Source organism: Photobacterium panuliri (assembly GCF_059920555.1).
In genome coordinates this window covers 192,354-215,365 of the sequence record NZ_CP197193.1, presented here as the reverse complement: position 1 = coordinate 215,365, position 23,012 = coordinate 192,354, and the positions used below count along the sequence as shown (strand labels likewise).

Here is a 23,012-nt window from a genome sequence, read left to right as displayed (position 1 = left end):
ACTAAGGTAACCACTCAAACTGGGTATTAACAGCCACCTCACTTGTCGGGGTGGCTCCCTCTCCCAACCAAGTAAGGATATTACGCTGATTTTCAGGGTACGCTTTCGTCATCCCTCTGGCATGCGCACAATCCTTGAGTTGCCAGAAAACCTTGTCTTTTGCCTGGAGCTGCGAAAATAGCTCTCTCCCAGCAGTAATAGGAACGACAGCATCTTGCTCACAATGCATCACTAACGTAGGTACCTCGACGACAAGCTCTTCGATAACCTGATTAGACGAGTAGGTATCTCGCATCACAACACCGGCTATCCAACTGTACCACCGACCAAGTACCCCCTGCTCGACCACATACTCAGCCGTGTCAATATAACTCGTAAATGAAGAATCAATCACAATGCCGTCAACGGAATCAGGAGCATCGACCAATGCACGTAAAAATATGTTCCCGCCAGTCGATGTCGCCACAACATAAATCGGAATATCGTTTGTCATTTTTACTGTTCGAGCATACTCCAACACCGTTATGGCATCGTAATAAACGGTTTGATCCGTCGCCCCCCCTGAAGACGCACCAAACCCAGAATAATCAAATACCATCACATGGAAACCATGCTCGGTAAGCCAATCAACTTTTTCCTGAGTTTTCCCCATATGTCCACTGTTGCCATGAAAATGAATAACAGCACCTTTTACTTCACGGGTTTGGCTAGGCAACCACTGGTAGGCTATGTTGTTGCCAGAGCGAGAAGAAAGCATAGAGAATGAGGGTGGCGGTTCCGTGATAATCGCCGGAGAAAAGAACAGACTGTTAGCACAACCAGAAAGTAACAGCGTCAAGATCAGTATCCACTTTCTCATCACTCTTCCTCCCTTTTTCATTAATTATAGGCACACAAATGCATAATGATGTATACGTCAAACCTACAATTAACGATCAAAACCAGAGCAAAATATTAACAATTATTTTGGTGGCATTTGTTCCGAAAAGGGAGATTTACAACTAAGAAGAAAGGTAGGAATCATTCAACAGGATCGGATACCCAAGCAACGTCAATGTACAAAATTCAGATAGCGAACGGATTGAAATTGCTTGGGGTTAGTAATAGCTCGCTTTAATTTTCAGGATACTCTCCAGCTTTTTGCTTCGCTCCTTTCCCACTCACCTGCCAGTGTTCTTTTGGATCGTAAGCTTCATCGCAGATATCGATTGAGAACCCCATATCAACGACCTCTTTCAATGTCAGGTTGTCAGCTAATTTAGCAACTTCACCTGTTTTATTACGTAGTTCCATATCCGTCTACCTACCCAGTTACTGACTTAGCGTCTATATAACTATAGCGTCATCTCACAAAGATGAAAAAAGCCCGGTGAATATCACCGGGCTTCGAAGGATATCAGTCAGAACTTAGGATTAGATCTTTTCCCAAGCACCCCACTGCTGTCCAGGTTGTTCGCCTTGGTTCCACCATTTAGCACGGTACTTTTCACCGTTAAATACAACTTCGTCGCCGCTGTTGTAAACGCTATCTGCTGACCAGTCACTACCTGTACCGCCACCTTCGCCAGGACCAGTACCTGGGCCAGTGCCGCCATCTTTAGCTTCCCATACAGCGCTGGTTCCAGGCTGTTCGCCCTTAGTCCACCACTTAGCCGTATAAGTTACGCCATCAAATACAACGGTATCACCAGCATGGTAAACCTTGTTTGGATCCCATGTATTGCCACCCACTTCCGGAGCTTTCACTGTTACAGCAACAGTTGCTTCGTCAGTTAGCTTGCCATCAGTGACTGTCACCACAACGTTAACCACTTCATCAGCAGTTACAGTCGGTGCTGTAAATGTGATTTCAGCGCCGTTTGCTGTAGCGGCTACCGTACCTGCAGAAGCAGAATAAGTTAGCTTGTCACCTTCTGCATCTTTAGCAGATACAGAAATAACAACAGTCTTACCGCTATCAACAGTTGCAGTTGCTGGTGCAGTCAGAACTGGCGCAGTGTTATCACCAGGGTTTGGACCTGGGCCTGCAACAGCTTTAACATTCACAACAACTGTCTTCGTCGCTTTCTTCTTGCCATCAGAAACAGTTACAGTAATTGTTTCTTGCAGATCGACATCAGTAGCTGGTGCCTTGAACGTTACGGTCGCCTTGCCATTACCATTATCGGTAATAGTTGCATTATTAGACACGGTGAAGCTCAGAGCATCGCCTTCTGCATCCGTTGCTGAAACCTCAAAGCTGATCACTTTGCTTGCTTCTACAGTCTGTGCAGCAGGAACAGTCAGAACTGGTGCTTGGTTTACAGGGCCAGTGTTAGCACTGAATGCCTTGTCGATCTCTTCAGCCAATGGCGAGCTTAGGTTTGTACACTCTTTAAGCTTGGTGCCGTGGTTGATGAATTGGCCTTTACACTCGATATCACCGTGTACCTGCCAAACAATAATACCACCTAGGTTATTGTCGCGGATGTACTCAGCTTTCTTGCGGATTGACGCAGGATCGTCATAGCTCAAGAAGTACTTGCCTTTAACAGCATAAGGAACTTCTGCGTTAGCGTCCCACATGTGCTCCCAGCCAGTCTGCTTCTTCAGGTAGTTGTAGTTAGGCTGGCCTTCGAATGCTTTCCAGTTGTCCAAGTCAACCGCTGAAAGTGTCGGACCATCAACTGAGAAGTTCACGTTACGCTTGTCTGTTGGCGCACCAAGATAAGCGGTTGACTCTGTAGTCTGAACACCACGGCCGTAGAATGCAGCACCAAAGTTGATCTGATGCGCAGGGATACCACGAACATTAACCATCCAGTTCTTCAGTGTATCAAGGTTCAAACCTTCAAACTCTTCTTCTGGATATGGGTACAACGGTGAGTTGTGACCTGCAACATTAGACCAACCACCATTCAGGTCGTAAGTCATCATGTTGAAGTAGTCCATCGACTTAGACAGACGCTCCCAGTTGAAGCCTTCAAGTGCCGCTGGAACAGCCTTGAATGCAGCAGTTAGTAGCTTGTCTGGACCAATACGCTTACGGATATCATCCATCAGCTGCTCAAAGTTTGCATAGTCAGCGTCAGTACCGGAGAAGTTCATACCGCCTGAACCTGGGTATTCCCAGTCAATATCGATACCGTGGAAACCCAACGCCATCAAACGGTCTACATCTTTCAGGAAGCGCTCTTTCTTAACCGGATCGGCAGCCATTTCTGGGAAGTGCTTGGACATACTCCAACCACCGATAGATGCCATCACCTTAACGCCTTTCTGATCAGCAAGGTCGATCAAACCAGGTGCACCGCCTTCTTTCTTAAGCGGAATAGGCATCTGGCCAGTTACGCCTGTTGGTTCATGTTTCCAACCACGGCCATCTTTAACAAAACCTTGTGCCTGAACTTTTGCCAGCAAGTCTGCTTGCCACGGTTCGTTTCCTGGGTACTCATGAACGTACTCTAGTTCACCCCATAGAATGTGTAGATCCCAGCTAGAGTAAACATCTGGGTGAAGAAGCGGACCAGGCTCCTGAACAGAGTTAGGCTGGTAGATATTTTTGTTACGCAAATCGCCACTGTGTAACGAACCATCTTTTGCAACGCCGAAGAACGAGAAGTTTAGGATCGAGTAAATATCCATATCTACGTTCAGGTGAGTTGCTTCACCTTTCACACTGAAACCCGCGTCGGTGCCTTTCCATGCTTCCCACTGGGTAATGTAACCGATAACTTGCTTGTCATGGGTTGGTGCAGCAATTGTCTGTGTAGACATCCCTGCCATCAGCGTAACAGCCATAGCGGCTGCTATCTTGCTAAGATGTAATCCCTTATGCATTTTTTACTCCACGTAATGGTTGAAATAATGTCGATAAGAATGATGCTTACTAGTTGTTAGCTCACTCGAGCACACCTAGTGTTAGCCAAGTTTTTTTGTTTCGCGAAGAGAGCGTGACCATTTTTGAAAACGGTGCAAAAAAGGGATGTAACAACGGTGTGAAAAATCCAGCGGAATTAGCTCTCGGTTCAAAATTCTCCCTCATCAGCAAGGATTAACCGAAATGACGCATAAAAAAATATGGCCCATTTATGACCTTTTTCCTTTAGCCAATCCTTTATTTTTGATAACTTTCGACAAAGAGGATAAACGTTAATTATTCATCCCTTAAACTGTGGGAAATATAGCGATGCCGATAATGTGGAATCTAATTATTTCCTGCACAAGATCAATAAATTACCAAATATTACGGGTAAGGCTTCGCACCGCCGCCATATATAGATAAACTACGCGCTATGACTTCGCAATACGGATAGACTTGATGTTAAAAAATGCGACGAACCAATCACAAGGGATGCTGCTTTTTCGGCTCACAGCTCTGCAACGGTTTGCGATAGGCACACTCAAAGTTAAAGAGATCGTTCCTTATACCTCGCTCACCGCTATTCCTCACTCTCACCCAACGGTATTGGGTGCCACTAGCTTACGCGGAAATACCATCCCGGTTATCGATATGGCTAAAGCCGTCGGTTACCCACCATTGACTGCCAGTGAATTGGAACAATGTTTTATTGTGGTCACTGACTGCCGCCGTATGCTTGTTGGCTTTTTGGTTCGGGGAATCGATAAGATCATCGAATGTAATTGGCACAATATTGAGGCACCACCTCGCACTCTGGGCCAAAATATTTTTGTCACCGGTGTCACCACCGTCGAGAACCAACTGATCCAACTGCTTGATGTAGAATTACTACTCTCAAAAGTATTCCCTGACGATCCAAGCAGCCTGCAACCTATACTCACGGATATCCAACGTGAGACGTTGCGACCACTGAAGATATTGCTTGTTGATGATTCAGCCGTTGCGCGCAAACAGTTATCGCAAGCACTCGATAGCATCTCAATCCCATACTTTATTGCCACCAATGGGCAAGATGCCCTCGATATGCTGATCCATGCCGCCGATGCTAAATCACCCTTTGATATTCTCGTCAGCGACATCGAAATGCCGGGACTGGATGGCTACGAATTAGCCTTCGAAGTGCAGAACAACATTAAACTCCGAGATGCCTATATTATTCTTCACACATCATTGTCGAGTGAAATTAGCGTCTCTCAAGCTCATCAAGTCGGTGCGAATGAAGCACTAACAAAGTTTGAGGCCAATGAGCTTATTCATGCCATGCTTCGCGGTGCAGAAAAAAAACGTTCACTAAAAGCCTCAGCCTAAACTCTCTTTGCGCTAACCTCTCCCACCCATAGTATCAGTCCCTCACACAGGGAACTGATCTTATGGGTGATTACTAACTACCTCGCTCACAGGCTTCTGCTTGCTCTCTCGCGGCGACAACACGCAACCTAGAAAACCTAGCAATCATCACCAATAATTGATCTAACTAAAGATAGCTTGAGTCGCTATCCGAACGAAGAGTGAGGTCACCGATGAAAACGATACTGATCGTCGTATTGCTAGGACTTAGTTCAACACTGCATGCTGATGGACTTGGAGGCGTGCCGATCCCAACAACGCCATTCATGACCGTTGCTGTTTGCCTAAATGCAGCAGGAAAACCAATCCCAAAAACACAACATTTGAAGCAAACTCACCAATGTGCCGTAACCGGCAAAGCAGACATTGATAAAATTAATAAGAAATGATGTTTTATTCGCCCCTTGAACTTGGTCTGGGGGCTTTTTACCTTTCGCTGACATTAAAAGCAAATAATCGTGAGATCTTAATGTTATTGGAAACTGGCGCACTCACCTATCATGAACAAACATTCTTTATATTTCCTGCTATTCACTTTAACACTATTATCCGTAAGCCAAGCAAAGGCATCTCCATCATATTTAACTGAGGGAGAGCTTTCATGCGGAAATTATATGTTTGTCGAAAAAATTGAAATTACCGGTGATATTAATGCCAGCCCATCACAGCTTGTCTACCGTTCGCTCAAGAACAAGATGTCTGATTATTATGTTATTCAAGATATGAATGAAAACACCCTCAATAACACATTAACAATTATTGTGAGCCTATATCGCCAACCATCACTTGACATGCGCTTCAGTGTCTAGGCATCAGAAAATGTACGCCTGTATTTCTGCACCTTTTCACGTAAAATCTGCAAAGATACAGGCTTAGAGACAAAATCATCCATTCCCGCAGCAAAGCATTTGTCCCTCTCCTCTTTAACGACATTTGCCGTCAATGCAATAATGGGGATATGCCCCCCTTTTTCGCTTTTCGCTTCAAGCGACCTTATCGCCCGAGTAGCCTCAAAGCCATCCAAAACAGGCATCTGGCAATCCATAAAGATCATATCAAAATGATACTGGCTAAATAGATCAACAGCTATCTGGCCATTTTCAGCAATCATGACAGTCGCGCCTTGTTTTTCCAGCATCATTTTCGATACTTTTTGGTTGATCAACGTATCCTCTACGACCAAAATATTCAGCGCTTTTGATTCTTGAACATGCTTGTCCTGCTTGTCCATCATTGAATTTTCATATTGTTCACCTTGGTGAACCGCAGCGTCAATTTCGTTTGATCCCCGCTCAGGGTTGGTTCGACACTCGGAACCAACAACCATAGGTCGTTCCTCCCCAACCGGGTCATACTGAAATTCAGCCCCTCTCTCATTCAATACCCTACAGGGTTGCTGAGCCGTGGTACATTTTGCAATCGCTCTTATCAAGGTACTGTCTTTATAAGGTCTGGTGATCAGGCTAACAATGCCTAATGCTTGTGCTTTTTCTGCATCCCCTACATCCGGGGCAGCAGATATCATCATAATTTTCGGACAACTTGAACCAAGCTGCTGCAAATGGCTAGCAAGCTGAAATCCATCAATTTCCGGCATGACTTTATCAACGATAACAATATCAAACGGCTGCCCCATCAATTCTGCTTTCTCTATCTGAGACAGTACTGCTGACGGGGTGTCACATTGAGTTGCCGTCGCACCAAGCGCATTCAACTGCGAACTTGTAATACGCATGTTCAACATACTGTCATCAACCAACAGAACATTTAATCCCTGCAACGACAATTGTTCACGGGCAGCAATGTGCATAACATCTTTATCCAACTGCAAAGAAAAATAAAAACGGCTCCCCTTACCAATCTGACTCGTGAGCTTTAATTTCCCACCCATTAATGCAACCATTTCTCGGCATATGGCCAATCCCAATCCGGTACCGCCATACTTCCGCGTCGTACTGCCATCCGCTTGCTGAAATTTATCAAATATCGCATCTTGTTTGTCAAACTCAACACCGATACCACTATCAGTAACAGCAAACTCAACAACAACCGATTCAGGCAAGTCCTCCATGCACTGTAGATGTAAATGGACATATCCTCGTTCAGTAAACTTCAAAGCATTACTAACAAGATTCACCAATATCTGACGTACCTTCGTTGCATCCCCCAATAACATAGGACTGATTTTCCCATCCACGGTACACCTTAATGACAACCCTTGTTCCGCAGCACGCACCATAAATAGCGATTCAACTTCTTTACTTAACTCAAAGACATTAAGCGGCATAACTTCCAACTCAAGCCGGCCTGCTTCAATCTTTGAAAAGTCAAGAATATCATTAATCAGATCAAGTAGTGATAACGAAGAAGTATGAAGCATATTTACATATTCTTTATGCTCTGCCTTCATATCCATATCTCTCATTAATCCAGAGAGGCCAATAATGCCATTCATTGGCGTTCGAATCTCATGACTCATATTGGCCAAAAACTCGCTTTTTTTTAGGCTTGCCTCTTCTGCTTGTTTACGAGCCTGCTCTAGCGACAAATAATTTGCTCTTATATGGTCAACTGTTTCATTATACTGGTTCACCAATATCGTAATTTCATCATCAAATATTCTTGTTGGCAGAACTATCTGTTTAGGGACTTTTTTACTATCGAACTGAGTTACTCTTTCAGCCATAATAGTTAATGGTTTGACTATCAATCTAAACGCAAAAATTAAAATGACAATTGCAATGATGAATATCTGCAGTGATTGACCTGCTAACAATACAATAAACTTATCCTGAAGATTTTTGTGTACTGTATCTAAATCAGCTTGAATAATCAGATGTCCAAGTTCAAATTGCTTTCCAGATAATTCATAAACTAAACGCCATGTTTTCTCGATCCTGTGTGATTCAAGTGGTGACCCCAATTTAATAAGCTCACCACTTTTGTCAGAAATTGACAAATAGGACAAGTGAGGCAAATTCATTATTCCTAATGCTTGTGTTTTTAATTGGTCACGATCTTCAACCCACAGGCTTGCTGTAAGGCTAGACAAGTAACTCTCTTCTATTTGTTGGAAGTCCCCGTCAAGCATTGATAGCTCTTGCCGATAATCTAAATATAACCCAATAGCAGTCGTCAATAAGGTAAACACAACACTTACAGCTGTAATCACCAGTACCAACTGCTTAGTAAGGCTAAATCTTTTATTATTCCTATGTTTATCTAATGATTTTATCATCCCTAAACTCATTTTTTCGATTATCTCTACTATCATAATAGTAGCTAGATAAGGGAAGATATTAGGGAAGGCTTAAAATGTTAAAAATCGCACACTTAACCACATCAGTATTTCTCATTTCAAGTGCATTCGCAGCTAATGACAATAACGTCAACTATTATGTGATCGCAAAACAAGCAGCCCCCTTTCAGATAGAAACGGATAACCTACATAGTGGTATTGTTACTGATATCATCCAAGCCATATTCGAAGACTCGAACTATAAATTGCAGTACCATACTTATCCATTCAATCGTATGATCAGTATTTTAGAAAATGATAACGATACAAATTGGATCACCTATGGGAGCCCTGGATGGGGGGGACCTCAGGCTGAAAATCTTTCCGACATACCAATATACACCGTCAATCATGTTCTAGTCAGTCATTCAAACTCAACCTTCGAATTTAATCATATTGAAGACATAGAGAATAAAATTATCATTTTGTTACATGGCTTCGATTATCCACAACTTGCCCCTTATCTTAATCAGGGTAAAATCGAAGAACTTCGCGTTAAAGACTATGATGCTGCATTTCGTGTACTCCAAAAACTTCCAGAAGATACAGCATTCGTCGAAATGGAATCGCGTATTAACTACAATCTAAAAAAATCCAATCAGAACAAATCACAATATAACATACAATCATTTAGCAATGTGATTCCAAACTATCCTATCTATCTTGCCTTTTCACCAAACATGGATCATGACCTACAAATATTTATCAATAAAAAACTAACGAAAATCAAAGACAACGGTCAAATAAATATAATCCTGGATAAATATCGTTAATAACCATTTCCATTTGAAAAATAAGCCGCAAAGCGGCTTTATTCATCTCTTATCACTTTATGAATGATTCATCAAACATATGCCCCATTTTTTTTGCCTTTATCTTAAGATAATTCGAATTATAAGGATTATTTCCCTCCTGCAACGGAACTCGTTCAATCACATTAATTCCAATTTGTTTTAAAGACTCAATTTTACGAGGGTTATTTGTCATAAGTCTGACTCGAGAAATACCAAGAAAACTCAACATACCTATACAGAATGAGTAATCTCGCATATCAGCTGAAAAACCTAGTGCTTCATTTGCCTCAACGGTATCAGCACCATCATCCTGAAGATGATAAGCACGTATTTTATTAATAAGACCAATCCCTCGTCCTTCTTGGCGCAAATAAAACAGCACACCACTCCCTTCTTTAACAATATTTTCCATTGCTCTGGCTAACTGATAGCCACAATCACAACGATCACTAAACAAGGCATCACCTGTCAGACATTCCGAATGCAGGCGAATCAGGGAAGGAGTAGCAGAGTCAAGTTCACCATACACAAGCGCCAGATGCTCTTTTCCCGTTGCCGTCTCAGTAAAACCATACATCTTAAACATTCCCCACCGGGTCGGCAGCTTAGCACTGTCTACAAACTTCACCCATTTAAATGGTGATTGCCCCGAAAAATAGTCGCGTACATCCATCAGTATTTTACCGAGCTCATTGTGGCCACTACCATCACCACCATCGCCCCAATACGCATCTCTATGAGAATGCTCTCTCAGCGTTTTCTTACCCGTACTGACAAGCAAATGGGTCAAGCGTGCATTTTGCCTAAATTTTTCAAACACGACGTAACGCATAACAGCATTTTTAACGTCCTCCCAGTCACGTTTGACAAAAGCCTCATATTGCCTGCTTAGTAAAAATGCCTCATCCGGAGTCTCTGCTTCCATAATCAATTGTTGAATAGCAACATCAGTAAATTTTTGCGCCTGATAGTAATGCTCACTGGTTTTCCATCTAAAACCACCAATAGTAATAGGAGATACCGCAAAGTTAGATAAAAACCCATATTTATTATTAGGTTCATAAAATAGAATTTCGTCAACCATTAATATTACTCCATCATATACCGACACGACGTTTAAAAACGACAAACTCCCGACTCAATAACCATACTCTTGAGTATAGCTAATAAGACAGGAGATGATGGAGCAATCGAGCCGCAACAAATAAAATCGTTTATAAACAATAGCTTAATATCTAGCAAGTCAGTTCATAACGTTTATATAAGGGATGGTACTCATGGCTTCGAGCTTTGTATCGTAATAACGGCCGTCACTGATCCATAAACAAAAATAATATCTTTTGTATAAATAATATTTGGAGTTTTCTTTTGAAATTTTATAGCGATATCTACGTGTAGAGAAATTTAGATGCAATTTCATCGTAACTATCCATAGGTTGATAATTAGATTGAAATGACAATAACACTGAAAAAATAACGCATAAATATTTAGGTAAAAATTTCACCCGACTTTTGCGATCCAAAACAGCAAGATTCTTTAAGAAAAAGCAAACAACCTATGATACAAGGTGATCCAGCTCTAATTACACGCAACCTATCATCGATTGGGCATAAGGCACCATACGGAGCCTTATACCCTATTCAATCTGCAGCCACACTTACTCAGTGGTTGTTGCAACACTTGAGTGCTTACCAGTCAGGTATGCCTCTAGTAGTTCAGGGGTCAGCTCGCCAGCCTCTTCCAAGCGCTTCAGCTCTGCAACAATACGCTGTTGCTCTTCCAGTGAAGGAATCGCCAATTCTGGTTCTTTTTCAATATCATCAGGAATGGTCAGGTTATCAAGCATTAAACGTTCTCATCAAATTTAACCAAAACGACATTATACCCAAGCCAACTCAAAATGCTCGCTTCAGTATGCAGATAGTCGCCACCTATCATTCCCATTCAAGCTAAACACCAAACTATCCAACGGGTTGACTATCCACCAACACTTCATACTCATGACCATGCTTATGAAAGACAAAGAGCTCTATTTCACCCAGTTTTGGGTGCTTGAAGTGATAATGGCCGTCAGGGAAATGAGTCGAACCATCGCCATCGAACTTAATGGAAAAATGCTCCACAAACCGACCTAGATCATCATAACCATGGCGCTCTAATGCCTCGACAGAGGCAACCGTAAATGCACCGCGCCTCCCATCCCTATCAAATAACTGAACTTCTTCACCGATCAGCTTCTGGATGTTTTTCATAGACAGTGGATTCATCTAACACCTCCTAAGTCTCCAACCTAAACGATGGCAATCCCCTTCCTAAAGAATAAGCTCGATGCCGCAACTGTGCCCGATTGATGATCACCGTGAATTTTTATATTGCGTCACCATGTTAAGCTCAATATGCACATCGTATCTTCGAGCATGAGAAACACCTGATACTTTTCATCAATATTTAATTCAGAAAACAATACTTAAGAGCGTTTTGGATAGATATTGGCTTACCGCCACTCGATAGGCGACTAAATATACAAAATAGGATAAATGTAACGTTAAGATGAATAAAAAAAAGGGTGCCATCAGGCACCCTCTCACAGAATTTCTACTTTGTCTTAAAAGCTATCTTCATACTCCGGGTATGCATCACGTTGGCGGGCAACACGACGTTTTTTCTTCCTTGAACCCTGATTGAAGTCATGCAAATCGTCTTCGAAATCAGATTTAAATTTTGACTTAGACCCTTTTGCGAATTTTTGATCTAATTTAGCCATGATTGTTTCCTGAAACTATTCCAGAGTATGTAATAAGTACAATTTGGTTGAACACCGGTGATAATCTTGTGCATCAACGACCAGAACATCACCAATTAGAAATTTTAGCAAACTAGTTGCATACAGCAGTAATACCAACCACCAATAAAAAAGCAAGAAAATTCTTACAATCAACTAAGTAAAATACTACTTTGTGATGGGTATCAAGCCTTTCTCAAACCTATCCCTGACACTAGGGATAGGCCGAGAATATGAATACCTGAACACCTTGTCAATCAAGTAATCTTGTTTGTTACGATGAAAATTACTCTACTTTTAGATGCTTTCCACAACCTGATTAAATGGCACAGCCAAAAGCGATTCTAGCATCTCATACTTCTCGCTATCTTCTCGCCAAACCATGTACAGCGACTGCTCGATCACAGGGGCATTATCCACCGTGTATAGCACTCCCTCAACCACACTTTGCGCAACCACAGGTGCTGGCAAAAAGCCTGTGCTGTCATGGTTGATCAAAAATTCAAGTGCCATCTTGCTAGAGTGCGTATGCATAATCGGTGTTTTTTGCAATTCACTGATCCGGCTTTGCTCCATTGAGAAACGCGTGCCCCAATCAAGATACACAAGCGGCTTGTTCTTCAGGTCTTCCAACCCACAGCCTTGTTCACGAGTAACAAGTTGAAGTTGATAATCACGCACCTTCGCAACATGCAGGCTTTCAATCTTCGGCGGCTCACTCGTAATTGCCACATCAATCGTTTTATCAAACAGCTGTTTAACCAAACTCTGCCGAGGCATTGATTCAAGACGCAAGGCCAGCCCATCTACACTCTGGTAAATACGACTGATCCAATCGGCAATCCCATCGAACTCCCAAATCAGCGCTGATGCACCTATTGTCACCTGCTGATTCAGAGCCTCAGTTAAAGCAACATCCTGTTTTGCTCGTCCCCACGTTTGCAAAATGGCTTCAGCGTATGGCTGAAGGCGCTCACCGGCAGGCGTCAAATGAACATTGCCACGCTGTCGTGAAAATAGGTCATTACCAAGTTGCGTCTCTAACTGTCGGATCCGGAAACTGACCGCAGACTGAGTCAGAAAAAGGTTGTCTGCAGCACGGCCAAAATGGCGAGTTTTTGTTACTTCAAGAAAGGTTTTGAGTAGTTCAGTATCCACATTAACTCTCAACAAGTTTGGGGGGAGGTAAAGCAACGATAATACATTCCTTATTAAAGATCACTTAATCAATTATTTTTATCGTATAAAGAAAAATAATTCATTTTACATCTCTGCATCTGTGAAAGAATATCAGCGCAAATCTCATACGGAAGCATATTAAATGAGAAGTGTAGGCAAATTTTACGACGATAAAAATTTCCCGCGAGGCTTCAACCGTTCAGGTGTCTTCACCGTCAATGAAGCTCAACTGCTAGAAAACTATGGCCGCACAATGCGTGGACTTGCTGAGGGTTCTCTGTCTCCAGAGACACCAGCAGAGCAAGAATTCGTTGCCGAAGTAAAGGGCGATACGGAACTTCAGTCCAATTACGCCAAATGTTGGATGAAATACATCCATAAAACCTCGAACAAAGTTCGTAGCTACACCCTTTGCGTATCTCAACGCAAAGCAGGCGGCAGCTATGACGAAGATGATGATTCAGATTCCGATCCGGATCTGGATATCTAAAAACAAAAAAGTGCTGCGGTGCAGCCAAAAAAATAAACCATACCCAGTAAGCCATCCACGAGAGTGTGATGGCTTACTTCTTTTCACCCTGTCAAAATGACAGCTATTGGGCACAGTAAATATGAAAATTTGTTTTGTTATGTATCCGTGGGACAAAGTTGAGCCAGAGAATGACTCAACCCTACGCATGATCCACGAAGCAGCAAGTCGTGGTCACACGGTTGCAATTACAACGCCAAACAACCTGACTATGCGCCACAGCACAGCTATCGCATTCTGTCACGTACTGAAACAAGGCGAAGTATCACAAAACATCCCTAGCTTCTACCGCAAGGCAGAGTTCAACACCGCTCAACTACCACTAGCTGGTTTCGACGTGATCTTTATGCGTGCCAACCCGCCGCTAGACACTATGGCGCTGAACTTCCTTGATTCTGTTCGTGATCAAACTTTCATCATGAACGATATCGATGGCCTACGCGTAGCAAACAACAAGCTATACACAACATCGCTGCCTGATCCAAATAACGAATTCATCCCGGTGACTCACGTTTCTAAAAACCGTGATTACCTAGAGCGCGTTCTGGAAGAAAGCACCAACGACCGCATGATCCTGAAGCCACTAAACGGCTACGGCGGCAAAGGCGTTATCCTGATCGAGAAGAGCGCAAAATCAAGCGTTAAGTCACTACTTGATTTCTACATCGGCGACAACCAGAACTATGTAATCCTTCAGGACTACATCGAAGGTGCCGAAGAAGGTGACGTTCGCATCATGATGCTAAACGGTGAGCCTATCGGTGCAATGCGCCGCGTACCAGCACAGGGTGACGTTCGCTCAAACATCCACGCTGGCGGTAAAGAAGTTAAGCACACTTTGACTAAGCAAGAGCTACGTCTATGTAAGCACATTGGTCCTAAGCTTGTACGCGACGGTCTGTACTTCGTAGGTCTAGACGTAATCAACGGCAAACTGGTTGAAGTTAACGTACTAAGCCCTGGCGGCATTACCCGTATCAACCGCCTGAACCGCACTAAGCTACAGGCACAAGTGATTGACTTCGCAGAAACTGTTGTTAAAGCAAAAGAAGTTAGCATCGCACGTAAAAATGAATTCCGTCAGGTAATTGCCGATGCTACAGCTATCTGAACAGCAGATCCTGGAGAATATCCGCGAAGGGATCCCGTTTGAAGCTCAGCTCAATGACGGCAGCCTGACAATTCGCATCAGCGAATTTCAGCCGTTCATTGCCACGGCAATCCATCATGGTCACCGCCTACGCGGTGACCTGATGCCGAAATGTCTGCTGACAGAAGAAGAACGCTACTTCGAGGAAGATCCGTTTACCGGTGATTTCATTTCTTCTCTGCCTATCGTTCTGCAGGGCGAAGACTCACGCTATGAGTATGATCTCAACCGTGGGCCGGATAACTGTATCTACGATGAAGCTTGGGGCAAACCGGTTTGGACAGAAGCCCTTACCGAAGATGAACGTGCCGTTTCGCTGGAAAAACACAACACCTACTACCGCATTCTTGGCTGTCTTATCGATAGTTTAGAAAGCCGCTTCGGTCTGTGTTTGATGTACGATATGCATTCGTACAACCACCAGCGCCACGAACGCGAAGTACCAGTGTTCAACCTTGGCACCAAGCAGGTGAATACCCGCCGCTGGCGCAAAGAAATCGATAGCCTGATGGATAAATTGTCCAATATCGAGCTACCAAACATCGATGTGACAGCCAAGGTCAATGATATTTTCCAAGGTATGGGTTATCAGGCAACGTTTGTTAAAAACAACTTTGCCAATACCCTGATCATGCCGCTGGAAATCAAAAAGGTCTACATGGATGAGCTCCGTGGTGAGAGCTACCCGCTAGTCATCGAAAAGATGAAAGCGGAAATGAAGACCGTATTGAGCGAACATGCTGCAGAAACCATTTTGCGCCGAACCAAGGTCAAGAAACTGACCAGCAGCGACATTCTGAGTTCCAAGCTTCCTCGTGAAGTACTCAAGCTTGACCGCCAGCTGTACAAGATTGCCCGTGGTGTGAATACGCTTAGCTATATCAACCCACTGAATATCAAGCAGGAAAAGCGTCGCTTCTTGCACCGTCCGCATGATTACCAGCCATCGTTCACGTATCGCCAGCTGGATCTGGACCCGTACAAGTTCCGCGAGCAACTCTACCGCCTGCCGGTAGAGGAAATCCGTGACGCCGATATCCAACAGATGTACCGCCGGGTTATTGATCAGCTAGCTGTTCGTATCGACCTGCTAACCAGCATCGGTACTGATGAGTTCCTGTATAACTCACTGCGTTACTACGGCCAGCCGGATCAGCAAGATATTGCCAATGCCAACTTTATTCTGCATGCATGTGAATACGATGCACCGGAAGAAGAGACCATCACTGCGCAGCAGGCTATTCAGGCATTCAAGGTAGCGGCTGAAGACTATGGCGTAAAATGTAAAATTGCCGGTTCGAAGCAGCTTATCGCCCGAGCTATGGTCAGTGGCCGAAATATCAAGGTGAACCTAGGCGCTAAGTTCAACCAGATGGATCTAAATGCTCTGATCCACCACGAACTTGGTGTCCACCTAGTTACCAGCGCCAACGCAGAAATGCAGCCACTGAAAGTGCTTCAGCTTGGCCTGCCAGGCAATACGCATACCCAAGAAGGCTTGGCTATCTTGTGTGAGCACTTGTCAGGCAGCTTCCCGCTGCATCGCCTGAAGACACTGGCCCTGCGTGTGATTGCGGTAGACATGATGGTTCGTGGCGAAAGCTTCAACGAAACATTCCATGTTCTGAAGCATGACTACGGACTGGACAATGATCTGGCCTTCACGATCACTGCGCGAGCGTATCGTGGGGGTGGTTTCACCAAGGACTATTTGTACCTGAAAGGACTGAAAGATGCCCTGCATGCCTATGCCAACGAAGATCTTACTTCGCTGTTCATCGGTAAAACAGGCTTTGAATTCAAGCCATTACTTGATGAGTTGATCGCCCGCGAAATCCTCAACAAGCCAGGTTACATGCCAAAAGCCTTGGCGATGAAGGACAATCACGACCCGATCATCGACTACATGCTACGCTGTATCAAATAAACAAAACGCCGGTATTGCACCGGCGTTTTTTTATAACTCTACCCATATTCAAATGAATACGTTACCTTGAGCTATATCCATCCTCATAAGGAGACAACTCATGGTCAAGGATACGACCGCAGCCCCCCTCATCAGCCAAGCCATCAAAGCCTATAACAGCCCACAACGCACGCACTATCCGCTGCAAGGCAGATACGTTAGCAATCTCGAAGCGGCTCGGTTTTACCTCAAGGCTGCGCATCGCTATGCAAGCCCAGAGGAACAACTTGATATCAACATCACCTTGGCCAACCTGATGACATTCACAGGTGATATCAAAGGCGCACTCACACAATACCAAACACAACTCACCTTCTTGCCCGCCAATCATCCCAAACGCGCGTTGCTCCTAAACTATTTAGCCGTCTGGCATCACGCCAATAACGACAATCTAGCCACCACCACATATTTAAATGCCTTAGAGCGTGATTTCCCCCTACAAGCCTCAAGAACACATCAATTAATCACAACTATCGAACGGGTTATCCATACTCCAATTAACTATCAAATCCCTTCTGTACCCAATACTATTCCCCCCTCACAGCACGCTATCGTCATACTCGGGCATAAGCTCCTACCAACGGGAAATATCTCCCCGATGCTCGAACAAAGGCTGGCTACCGCATTATCGCTCGCGAATAATCATCCCCAAAGCATGCTCATTGTCAGCGGGGGAATGGCAGTAAACGGTAAGACAGAAGCCATGCAAATGAAGGCTTGGCTGATAGAGCAAGGAATAGATCCACAACGAATCATAAAAGAAGATCAAGCGACTAATACCATCGACAATGCCCGCTACTCCCTCCACATCGTCAGCAGACACAATATCACCGTCTTAACACTGGTTAGTGCCTCCATCCATGTCCATCGTAGTGAAATATTATTTCGTTGTTGTTTGGCATCCAGCCCTGATGGACTGTGGGAAAAGCCAGTTCAAACCGCAATCACCAATATCAACCACCTTGCGGTATCAGACGGCCTGAGCCCTCATTCCTTTCCTTTTGGGCAAACTCGTTATAACTGCTATATCGATGCATTACGTGGAAGTGGATACTCTGCCTTTATATTTAAAAATACCACTATCACATAGACAACAAAAGCAACCCCACCCTGAGTGTATACACCTCAAGATCCACCCTTTTATTTATATTTAATAGGTATATTTTACCATTTTCTGATTACGCCTTGATGCAAATAATTATTCAAAGATACTGATTAATATATTAAGTTGTTATTTTTAGAAACTTAAAAACCAAAAAATGCAACCATAATAAGATACTTAAATATAATTAAAACAATAAACAAGTAGACCAACAGCAAAATAATAATCTATAATCCGCAACTTCAAAATCAACAATAAGATAGCTAGGTATATTTCATGAAACATGTTTTGTTTTCATTCAAAGGTCGAATCAGCAGAAAACAATTTTGGCTTGGCACATTAGCAATGATGGTTGAGTTCGCGATTCTTTTTGCTCTAATGGCGATGACTTTTAATACAGAAACCTATACCCCGACCACAGCAAGCCTTGCAATTACAGCAGTCATGTTCATTCTTGCTATATGGCAAGGTACTGCTTTGTATGTAAAACGCTTCCATGACCGTAACAAGAGTGGTTGGTGGATGTTGGTAGGGTTAATTCCTTTGATTGGCTCTTTTTGGCTAATAATTGAATGTGGTTTCCTATCCGGCACTCAGGATAGTAACCGATTTGGTGCGAACCCAAAATTAAGTTAATGCCTTAATTCCCCCGGCCAACGAGCGTATAATACGCTCGTTGGTTTAATGGCATTAAAATTATCATCGACAACCTAAGGCATTCTTCAATTTATCTATTTATTGATATTTTATTGTATTGAGTATAATGAGATTATGAATGAATAGATTAACACCAGAAAATCAATTATAAATAATAATCATTATATACTTTGTGATTTATCTACTTTCGTCAATTTATCACCTACCCGTTCAATACAATAATCAAGTCCCCCTAGTTTCCTACTAGGAAATGACTGTTGTCCAAATGGAAACTCGTTAAATCCCCTACCACACCGTAAAGTCACGCAATCTCATGACTTACAGGTTTTCACATGCCCTTCGTTCTTATCTGCTGCTTCTCGCTCGTTCTGTTTTACCCTTTAGGAATTGATCTTTACCTTGTGGGATTACCCGAAATAGCCCAGAGCCTTAACGCCAACGAGCAGGCCTTGCACCTTGCTTTTTCAATATATCTGTTTGGCATGGCTTCCACTATGCTTGCAGGCGGCTATAGCTCTGACAAAATCGGCCGCAAACCCATCACGCTATTGGGATGTGGCATTTTTATCGTCGGCTGCTGGCTAGCAGCAATCAGCATGACAACGACAATCTTTTTTATAGCCCGTTTCTTGCAGGGCATTGGGGCCGGCTTTTGCTATGTCGTGGCCTTTGCTATCTTGCGCGACACCCTCAGCGAGCAGCGCAGAGCCAAAGTACTTTCAATGATCAACGGTATTACATGCATTGTGCCCGTCTTAGCCCCGGGAATCGGGTACCTAATCTTACTAGGCTTTACCTGGCCGAGCCTTTTCTACACAATGTTGATTATTGCCGTGCTAATCGCCCTACTTTGCCTATTTGGCCTAAAAGAAACCCGACCACCACATACAAGCACTACGCAGCAATCAACGCCACACCTCTCGAAAGAGTCCTTTAATCAACCCTATTTTATCAGTCGGGTTGTCATGACCTCACTGTGTGCTTCCGCTATCCTGACCTATGTCAATACATCGCCAATATTGATTATGGGGCAGCTTGGCTTCACAACCGGTCAATACTCTACTGCAATGGCAGGTATGGCAGGGGTCAGTATGGCGACATCCTTCACAACGCCTCTCTTGCTTGAAAAACTGGGGCAGCGCAATGTCGCCCTGCTCTCTCAAGGCCTGCTCTTATGTGCAGCCGTCATATTTATTGGAGCTGAGCTGGATGCATACGGCCAGCATGGCTATCTGTTTGCAATCGCCGCTATCTGCGCTGGATTTTCAATGGGGTTTGGTACAATGATGAGCCAAGGCTTGAGTCTTTACTCTTCGCGGGCAGGCCTTGCCAGCTCTATTCTTGGGGTATGCCAAGTCAGCTTTTCAGCACTTTTCATCTGGCTAAGCAGCCTTCTAGGCCTCAGTGCCACCAGTATGCAAATTGTCTTGTTGGTAACGGCTGGAATGATTAATATCGGACTGATCATCGCCATAAAAGCCCCCAGCGCTGGTGAGATCAATGCCGCGACTTGCCACCAGCCCGTGACACTAGAGAACCAATAAGTATGAGCAGACCCCTGCATCGCCTAGATCTAAACCTACTGCTCACCTTGCAGCTTCTACTTCATGAACGCAGCGTCACCAAGACAGCAAAAAAACTGTCGGTTACGCCTTCGGCCGTGAGTAAGTCACTTTATAAGCTAAGGGAGTGGTTTGATGATCCTCTTTTCGTGCGAACTCCGCAGGGACTGCAACCCACTCCACTTGCTTTAAGTATGGAGAAGGAGCTATCGGAATGGTTCCAAGTTGCAACGCAGATCTTAGCAAAACGCAGTTCAGATACACCCAAAGGAATCCATTTTCAATTGATGATGGAGTCCCCGCTGCATATGGTCACACTCGAAAAGCTGTCGCAACGCATCCACCAGCAATACCAAGATGCAACCGTCGGTATTCGCAATTGGGACTATGACTCCATTGAAGCGATAATAAATGGCAATGCCGATATTGGTTTCAGCGGCAGGGAAAGCCATCCTCGTTCACAAGAAACATTGGATTTGCTTCCTTACTACATTGATTATGAAATCCTGTTCACCGATCAACCTATGGTATTTATGCACCATAGCCATCCGGCATTGACGCAAACATGGAATATCGATACTTTTCTCGCCTATAGGCATATCGGGATCGTATGGGAACAAAGAGAGAGCTGGGCCCTTGATGAAGTACTAGCCAGCATGGGTTGTAGTAGAAGTATTGCCCTCACTGTATCAACATTTGAGCAATCTCTTTTTATGGCAGCAAAAAGTGAACACATGTTCATGACCACAGCACCCAGTTACTGTCGCCATTTTACCCGGCACCACTATCCTGAACTGGTCGCTCTTCCGCTTCCCCTAAATGAAGAGGCACAAAACCAGCTTGCGATCCCCTTCACCCTAATGTGGCACAAGCGTAATAAGCATAATCCCAAATCCATTTGGCTACGAGAGACAATCAAAGCGCTCGTTAGTGATTGCGACCCGCTGGCTTTTCCTTGATGATCAAGCCAGAGCTGGCCTTAGCTTGCTCTGGCCTTCTATCAAAATACCTTATCGACGCCCTGCAACTTACGAAACTCATGCTGAGCAAGATACATGTCCATCGTTGAACGCAGTAACTTATAGAGCAAGATAGAACCTTCAATTTCCTCTCGGCGGTTCGTTAGGCTTTCGATATTCAAACCAAGCGGCAAATCATATTCAATCACGGCCTCCAAAATCTGATTAAGGCTGGCACAGCACATGCGAATAGACTCATGCAGCGGGTTTTCTGCATTCAAAATACGTAAACTGGTTGCCTCCGGTACGCTTACACCAAGCCATTCAATAAACTCCAGTGTCTTGGCGCTGCCGCAAGGTGAAAAAGTCAAAATAATCCGCTGGGGCTTAATGCCCTGAGACTGGCATTCAAGCGCATAACGGGTCAAGATATCAATTGTTGCCTGAGTGTCATAAATAGCTTGGGAAATGAAAAAATTACACCCTTTCTGATATTTATCTATCAGGCGCTCATGCTCATTGCCTTTTTTTGCATGCCGCTCTGCAATCATAATCCCGCCGGTAAAAAACGGATGAGTATTATCGAGCAATGCTTGGTAGGCTTGATTCAACGGCAATGAGATCTGGTTCTGAGTTGAAGGACTACCAACTAACACAATATCTCTAACGTTATATTGCTCCCACGCTTCACAGAGCCAATGATCAAACTCACCAACATCTGATTGCACCACACTCTTGTAAGTGATCACTGGCCTGCCCGTCTTCTGATTGAGCAAGGACGAATAGTAGCGCGGGTCATGTGTCGTCTTGAACGGGAAAGGTCTTGGCTTGCTCGTACGCGAACCTTCGTCTTGAATGTCGTAAACAATCAGGCCGTCAAAAGCAAGATCCTGAATGCGCTCAACAAGCTTGTCGGCTATCCCCGCAACATCAGCAAGGGCGGTACTGGTTTTGGGAGGCGTGGTGCCGATAAAATAAACACCACGGGTGGCATCATTATAACGAACGCGTAATTCCGACTCTTGGGATAAGTGTGCCGGGCACTGCATATAAGGTTGCATAGCTACTTCCATGTCTAAGTAAAGTCCAAAAGGCAAACGCCTTTACTCTCATCACCTTACGCTTCACGCCCTGAAACATGTGATCTTCCCGAATCGCTTCACGTGCAACCCGAGAAAATCGGATGAGTATTCCTTTCTACCCAATCACAACTAAAAAATCAAAACCTCATCACAGATTTTTCAGTACGATTCTTTTACTCAGAACTCAGCAACTTGTTATATACCTCTCAAAGTTGGGATATACTATGAAGATTCTATCTGGCTCTATAGAACAGGTAGCATTCCAAGCAAAAGGTAATCGAATGAGTTTAAACAAAGAGCTTCAAAACCTAAACAACCGCATGGATACATGCCAGCGCAAATTGACCGCCGCCATGAATCGCAATGATGACCTTATCGTCAAGCAGTTTAGGGAAGAAATCGAGAAGCTTCATAAAAAGATTCAGAACGTTAAACACCGCCGCTCAACCAAAGTTAGCAATGAAAGCAAAGATGTAAAGTCGATGGCTTTCCACCGTGTACTAACTAAACAAGAACAGGCTGATATGGGCAAACTGAAGAAGTCTGTCAAAGGTTTGGTGGTTGTTCACCCTATGACTGCACTTGGCCGCAGCATGGGTCTAACTGAAGTAACAGGCTACGCCCCACAGAAGTTCTAAGTATAGCTTCCACGGCCACGCCAGACGGCTGAGGGTTATCTCAGCCGTTTCTTTATGGCTAACCC

22 protein-coding genes are annotated in these 23,012 nt (G+C 44.0%); 12 read left to right on the top strand and 10 right to left on the bottom strand.

The window, feature by feature from the left end; translation table 11 throughout:
* Position 1: 1 nt before the first annotated feature.
* The 3 genes from ACSF8X_RS17105 to ACSF8X_RS17095 form a co-directional block, all read right to left on the bottom strand.
* Positions 2-859: an alpha/beta hydrolase gene (locus ACSF8X_RS17105; protein WP_500851766.1), complete on the bottom strand. Its 858-nt coding sequence runs from the start codon at positions 857-859 to the stop codon at positions 2-4.
* Positions 860-1,113: 254 nt separating this feature from the next.
* Positions 1,114-1,293 carry a hypothetical protein gene (locus ACSF8X_RS17100; protein WP_047879832.1) on the bottom strand — a complete coding sequence of 60 codons (180 nt, stop codon included), beginning with the start codon at positions 1,291-1,293 and terminating at the stop codon, positions 1,114-1,116.
* 120 nt (positions 1,294-1,413) lie between these two features.
* Positions 1,414-3,819, bottom strand: a complete 2,406-nt coding sequence (locus ACSF8X_RS17095; protein ID WP_500851765.1) for a glycosyl hydrolase family 18 protein — start codon at positions 3,817-3,819, stop codon at positions 1,414-1,416.
* Positions 3,820-4,300: 481 nt separating this feature from the next.
* On the opposite strand from ACSF8X_RS17095, the gene ACSF8X_RS17090 reads away from it, so the two are divergent.
* The 3 genes from ACSF8X_RS17090 (at position 4,301) to ACSF8X_RS17080 (ending at position 6,057) form a co-directional block, all read left to right on the top strand.
* Positions 4,301-5,209: a chemotaxis protein gene (locus tag ACSF8X_RS17090; protein WP_500851764.1), complete on the top strand. Its 909-nt coding sequence runs from the start codon at positions 4,301-4,303 to the stop codon at positions 5,207-5,209.
* 212 nt (positions 5,210-5,421) lie between these two features.
* The gene (locus ACSF8X_RS17085; RefSeq protein WP_047879829.1) at positions 5,422-5,637 is read left to right on the top strand and encodes a hypothetical protein; all 216 of its coding nucleotides are present in this window, start codon (positions 5,422-5,424) and stop codon (positions 5,635-5,637) included.
* 225 nt (positions 5,638-5,862) lie between these two features.
* Entirely contained in the window at positions 5,863-6,057 is a 195-nt protein-coding gene (locus ACSF8X_RS17080; protein ID WP_053062517.1) for a hypothetical protein, read from the top strand.
* On the opposite strand, the gene ACSF8X_RS17075 is transcribed toward ACSF8X_RS17080, so the two are convergent.
* On the bottom strand, positions 6,054-8,486 hold the full coding sequence (locus ACSF8X_RS17075) for a response regulator (RefSeq protein ID WP_500851763.1): 2,433 nt from the start codon (positions 8,484-8,486) through the stop codon (positions 6,054-6,056). The two genes, ACSF8X_RS17080 and ACSF8X_RS17075, sit on opposite strands and share 4 nt — an antisense overlap.
* A gap of 77 nt (positions 8,487-8,563) precedes the next feature.
* Here ACSF8X_RS17075 and ACSF8X_RS17070 point away from each other — a divergent pair, with 77 nt between their 5' ends.
* Positions 8,564-9,319 (top strand): substrate-binding periplasmic protein, encoded by a 756-nt coding sequence (locus ACSF8X_RS17070; RefSeq protein ID WP_500851762.1) that lies wholly within the window; start codon positions 8,564-8,566, stop codon positions 9,317-9,319.
* 52 nt (positions 9,320-9,371) lie between these two features.
* Here the strand turns inward: ACSF8X_RS17070 and ribA are convergent, their stop codons facing one another.
* The 5 genes from ribA to hdfR all read right to left on the bottom strand — a co-directional run bounded on the left by ribA (position 9,372) and on the right by hdfR (position 13,281).
* Positions 9,372-10,424: a GTP cyclohydrolase II gene (gene ribA / locus ACSF8X_RS17065; protein ID WP_500851761.1), complete on the bottom strand. Its 1,053-nt coding sequence runs from the start codon at positions 10,422-10,424 to the stop codon at positions 9,372-9,374.
* Between the two features lie 574 nt (positions 10,425-10,998).
* A complete protein-coding gene (locus tag ACSF8X_RS17060; protein WP_047879826.1) occupies positions 10,999-11,187 on the bottom strand; it encodes a restriction endonuclease subunit S domain-containing protein in 189 nt (62 codons plus the stop codon).
* Between the two features lie 115 nt (positions 11,188-11,302).
* Complete coding sequence (locus ACSF8X_RS17055; RefSeq protein ID WP_047879825.1) at positions 11,303-11,608, bottom strand: DUF6916 family protein; 306 nt, start codon at positions 11,606-11,608, stop codon at positions 11,303-11,305.
* A 338-nt stretch (positions 11,609-11,946) separates the two neighbouring features.
* Positions 11,947-12,105, bottom strand: coding sequence for a hypothetical protein (locus tag ACSF8X_RS17050; protein WP_169753936.1), 159 nt, complete (start codon positions 12,103-12,105; stop codon positions 11,947-11,949).
* A 315-nt stretch (positions 12,106-12,420) separates the two neighbouring features.
* The gene (hdfR, locus tag ACSF8X_RS17045; protein ID WP_047879824.1) at positions 12,421-13,281 is read right to left on the bottom strand and encodes an HTH-type transcriptional regulator HdfR; all 861 of its coding nucleotides are present in this window, start codon (positions 13,279-13,281) and stop codon (positions 12,421-12,423) included.
* 163 nt (positions 13,282-13,444) lie between these two features.
* Here hdfR and ACSF8X_RS17040 point away from each other — a divergent pair, with 163 nt between their 5' ends.
* The 7 genes from ACSF8X_RS17040 (at position 13,445) to yidZ (ending at position 21,227) form a co-directional block, all read left to right on the top strand.
* Positions 13,445-13,792, top strand: a complete 348-nt coding sequence (locus ACSF8X_RS17040) for a MaoP family protein (protein ID WP_047879823.1) — start codon at positions 13,445-13,447, stop codon at positions 13,790-13,792.
* Positions 13,793-13,913: 121 nt separating this feature from the next.
* Positions 13,914-14,942 carry a glutathione synthase gene (gene gshB / locus ACSF8X_RS17035; RefSeq protein WP_047879822.1) on the top strand — a complete coding sequence of 343 codons (1,029 nt, stop codon included), beginning with the start codon at positions 13,914-13,916 and terminating at the stop codon, positions 14,940-14,942.
* Positions 14,926-16,908: a flavohemoglobin expression-modulating QEGLA motif protein gene (locus tag ACSF8X_RS17030; protein ID WP_047879821.1), complete on the top strand. Its 1,983-nt coding sequence runs from the start codon at positions 14,926-14,928 to the stop codon at positions 16,906-16,908. The genes gshB and ACSF8X_RS17030 overlap by 17 nt, the downstream gene beginning before the upstream one ends.
* Positions 16,909-17,008: 100 nt before the next feature.
* On the top strand, positions 17,009-18,037 hold the full coding sequence (locus tag ACSF8X_RS17025) for a YdcF family protein (protein ID WP_500851760.1): 1,029 nt from the start codon (positions 17,009-17,011) through the stop codon (positions 18,035-18,037).
* Positions 18,038-18,325: 288 nt separating this feature from the next.
* Entirely contained in the window at positions 18,326-18,685 is a 360-nt protein-coding gene (locus tag ACSF8X_RS17020) for a DUF805 domain-containing protein (protein WP_500851759.1), read from the top strand.
* A gap of 353 nt (positions 18,686-19,038) precedes the next feature.
* Positions 19,039-20,250, top strand: coding sequence for an MFS transporter (locus tag ACSF8X_RS17015; RefSeq protein ID WP_500851758.1), 1,212 nt, complete (start codon positions 19,039-19,041; stop codon positions 20,248-20,250).
* 2 nt (positions 20,251-20,252) lie between these two features.
* Entirely contained in the window at positions 20,253-21,227 is a 975-nt protein-coding gene (gene yidZ, locus ACSF8X_RS17010; protein ID WP_500851757.1) for an HTH-type transcriptional regulator YidZ, read from the top strand.
* Positions 21,228-21,268: 41 nt separating this feature from the next.
* Here yidZ and ACSF8X_RS17005 read toward each other — a convergent pair whose 3' ends face one another.
* On the bottom strand, positions 21,269-22,288 hold the full coding sequence (locus tag ACSF8X_RS17005) for a methylenetetrahydrofolate reductase (RefSeq protein WP_047879816.1): 1,020 nt from the start codon (positions 22,286-22,288) through the stop codon (positions 21,269-21,271).
* Between the two features lie 302 nt (positions 22,289-22,590).
* Here ACSF8X_RS17005 and ACSF8X_RS17000 point away from each other — a divergent pair, with 302 nt between their 5' ends.
* Positions 22,591-22,947 (top strand): YibL family ribosome-associated protein, encoded by a 357-nt coding sequence (locus ACSF8X_RS17000; protein ID WP_047880014.1) that lies wholly within the window; start codon positions 22,591-22,593, stop codon positions 22,945-22,947.
* The last annotated feature ends 65 nt before the right edge of the window (positions 22,948-23,012 follow it).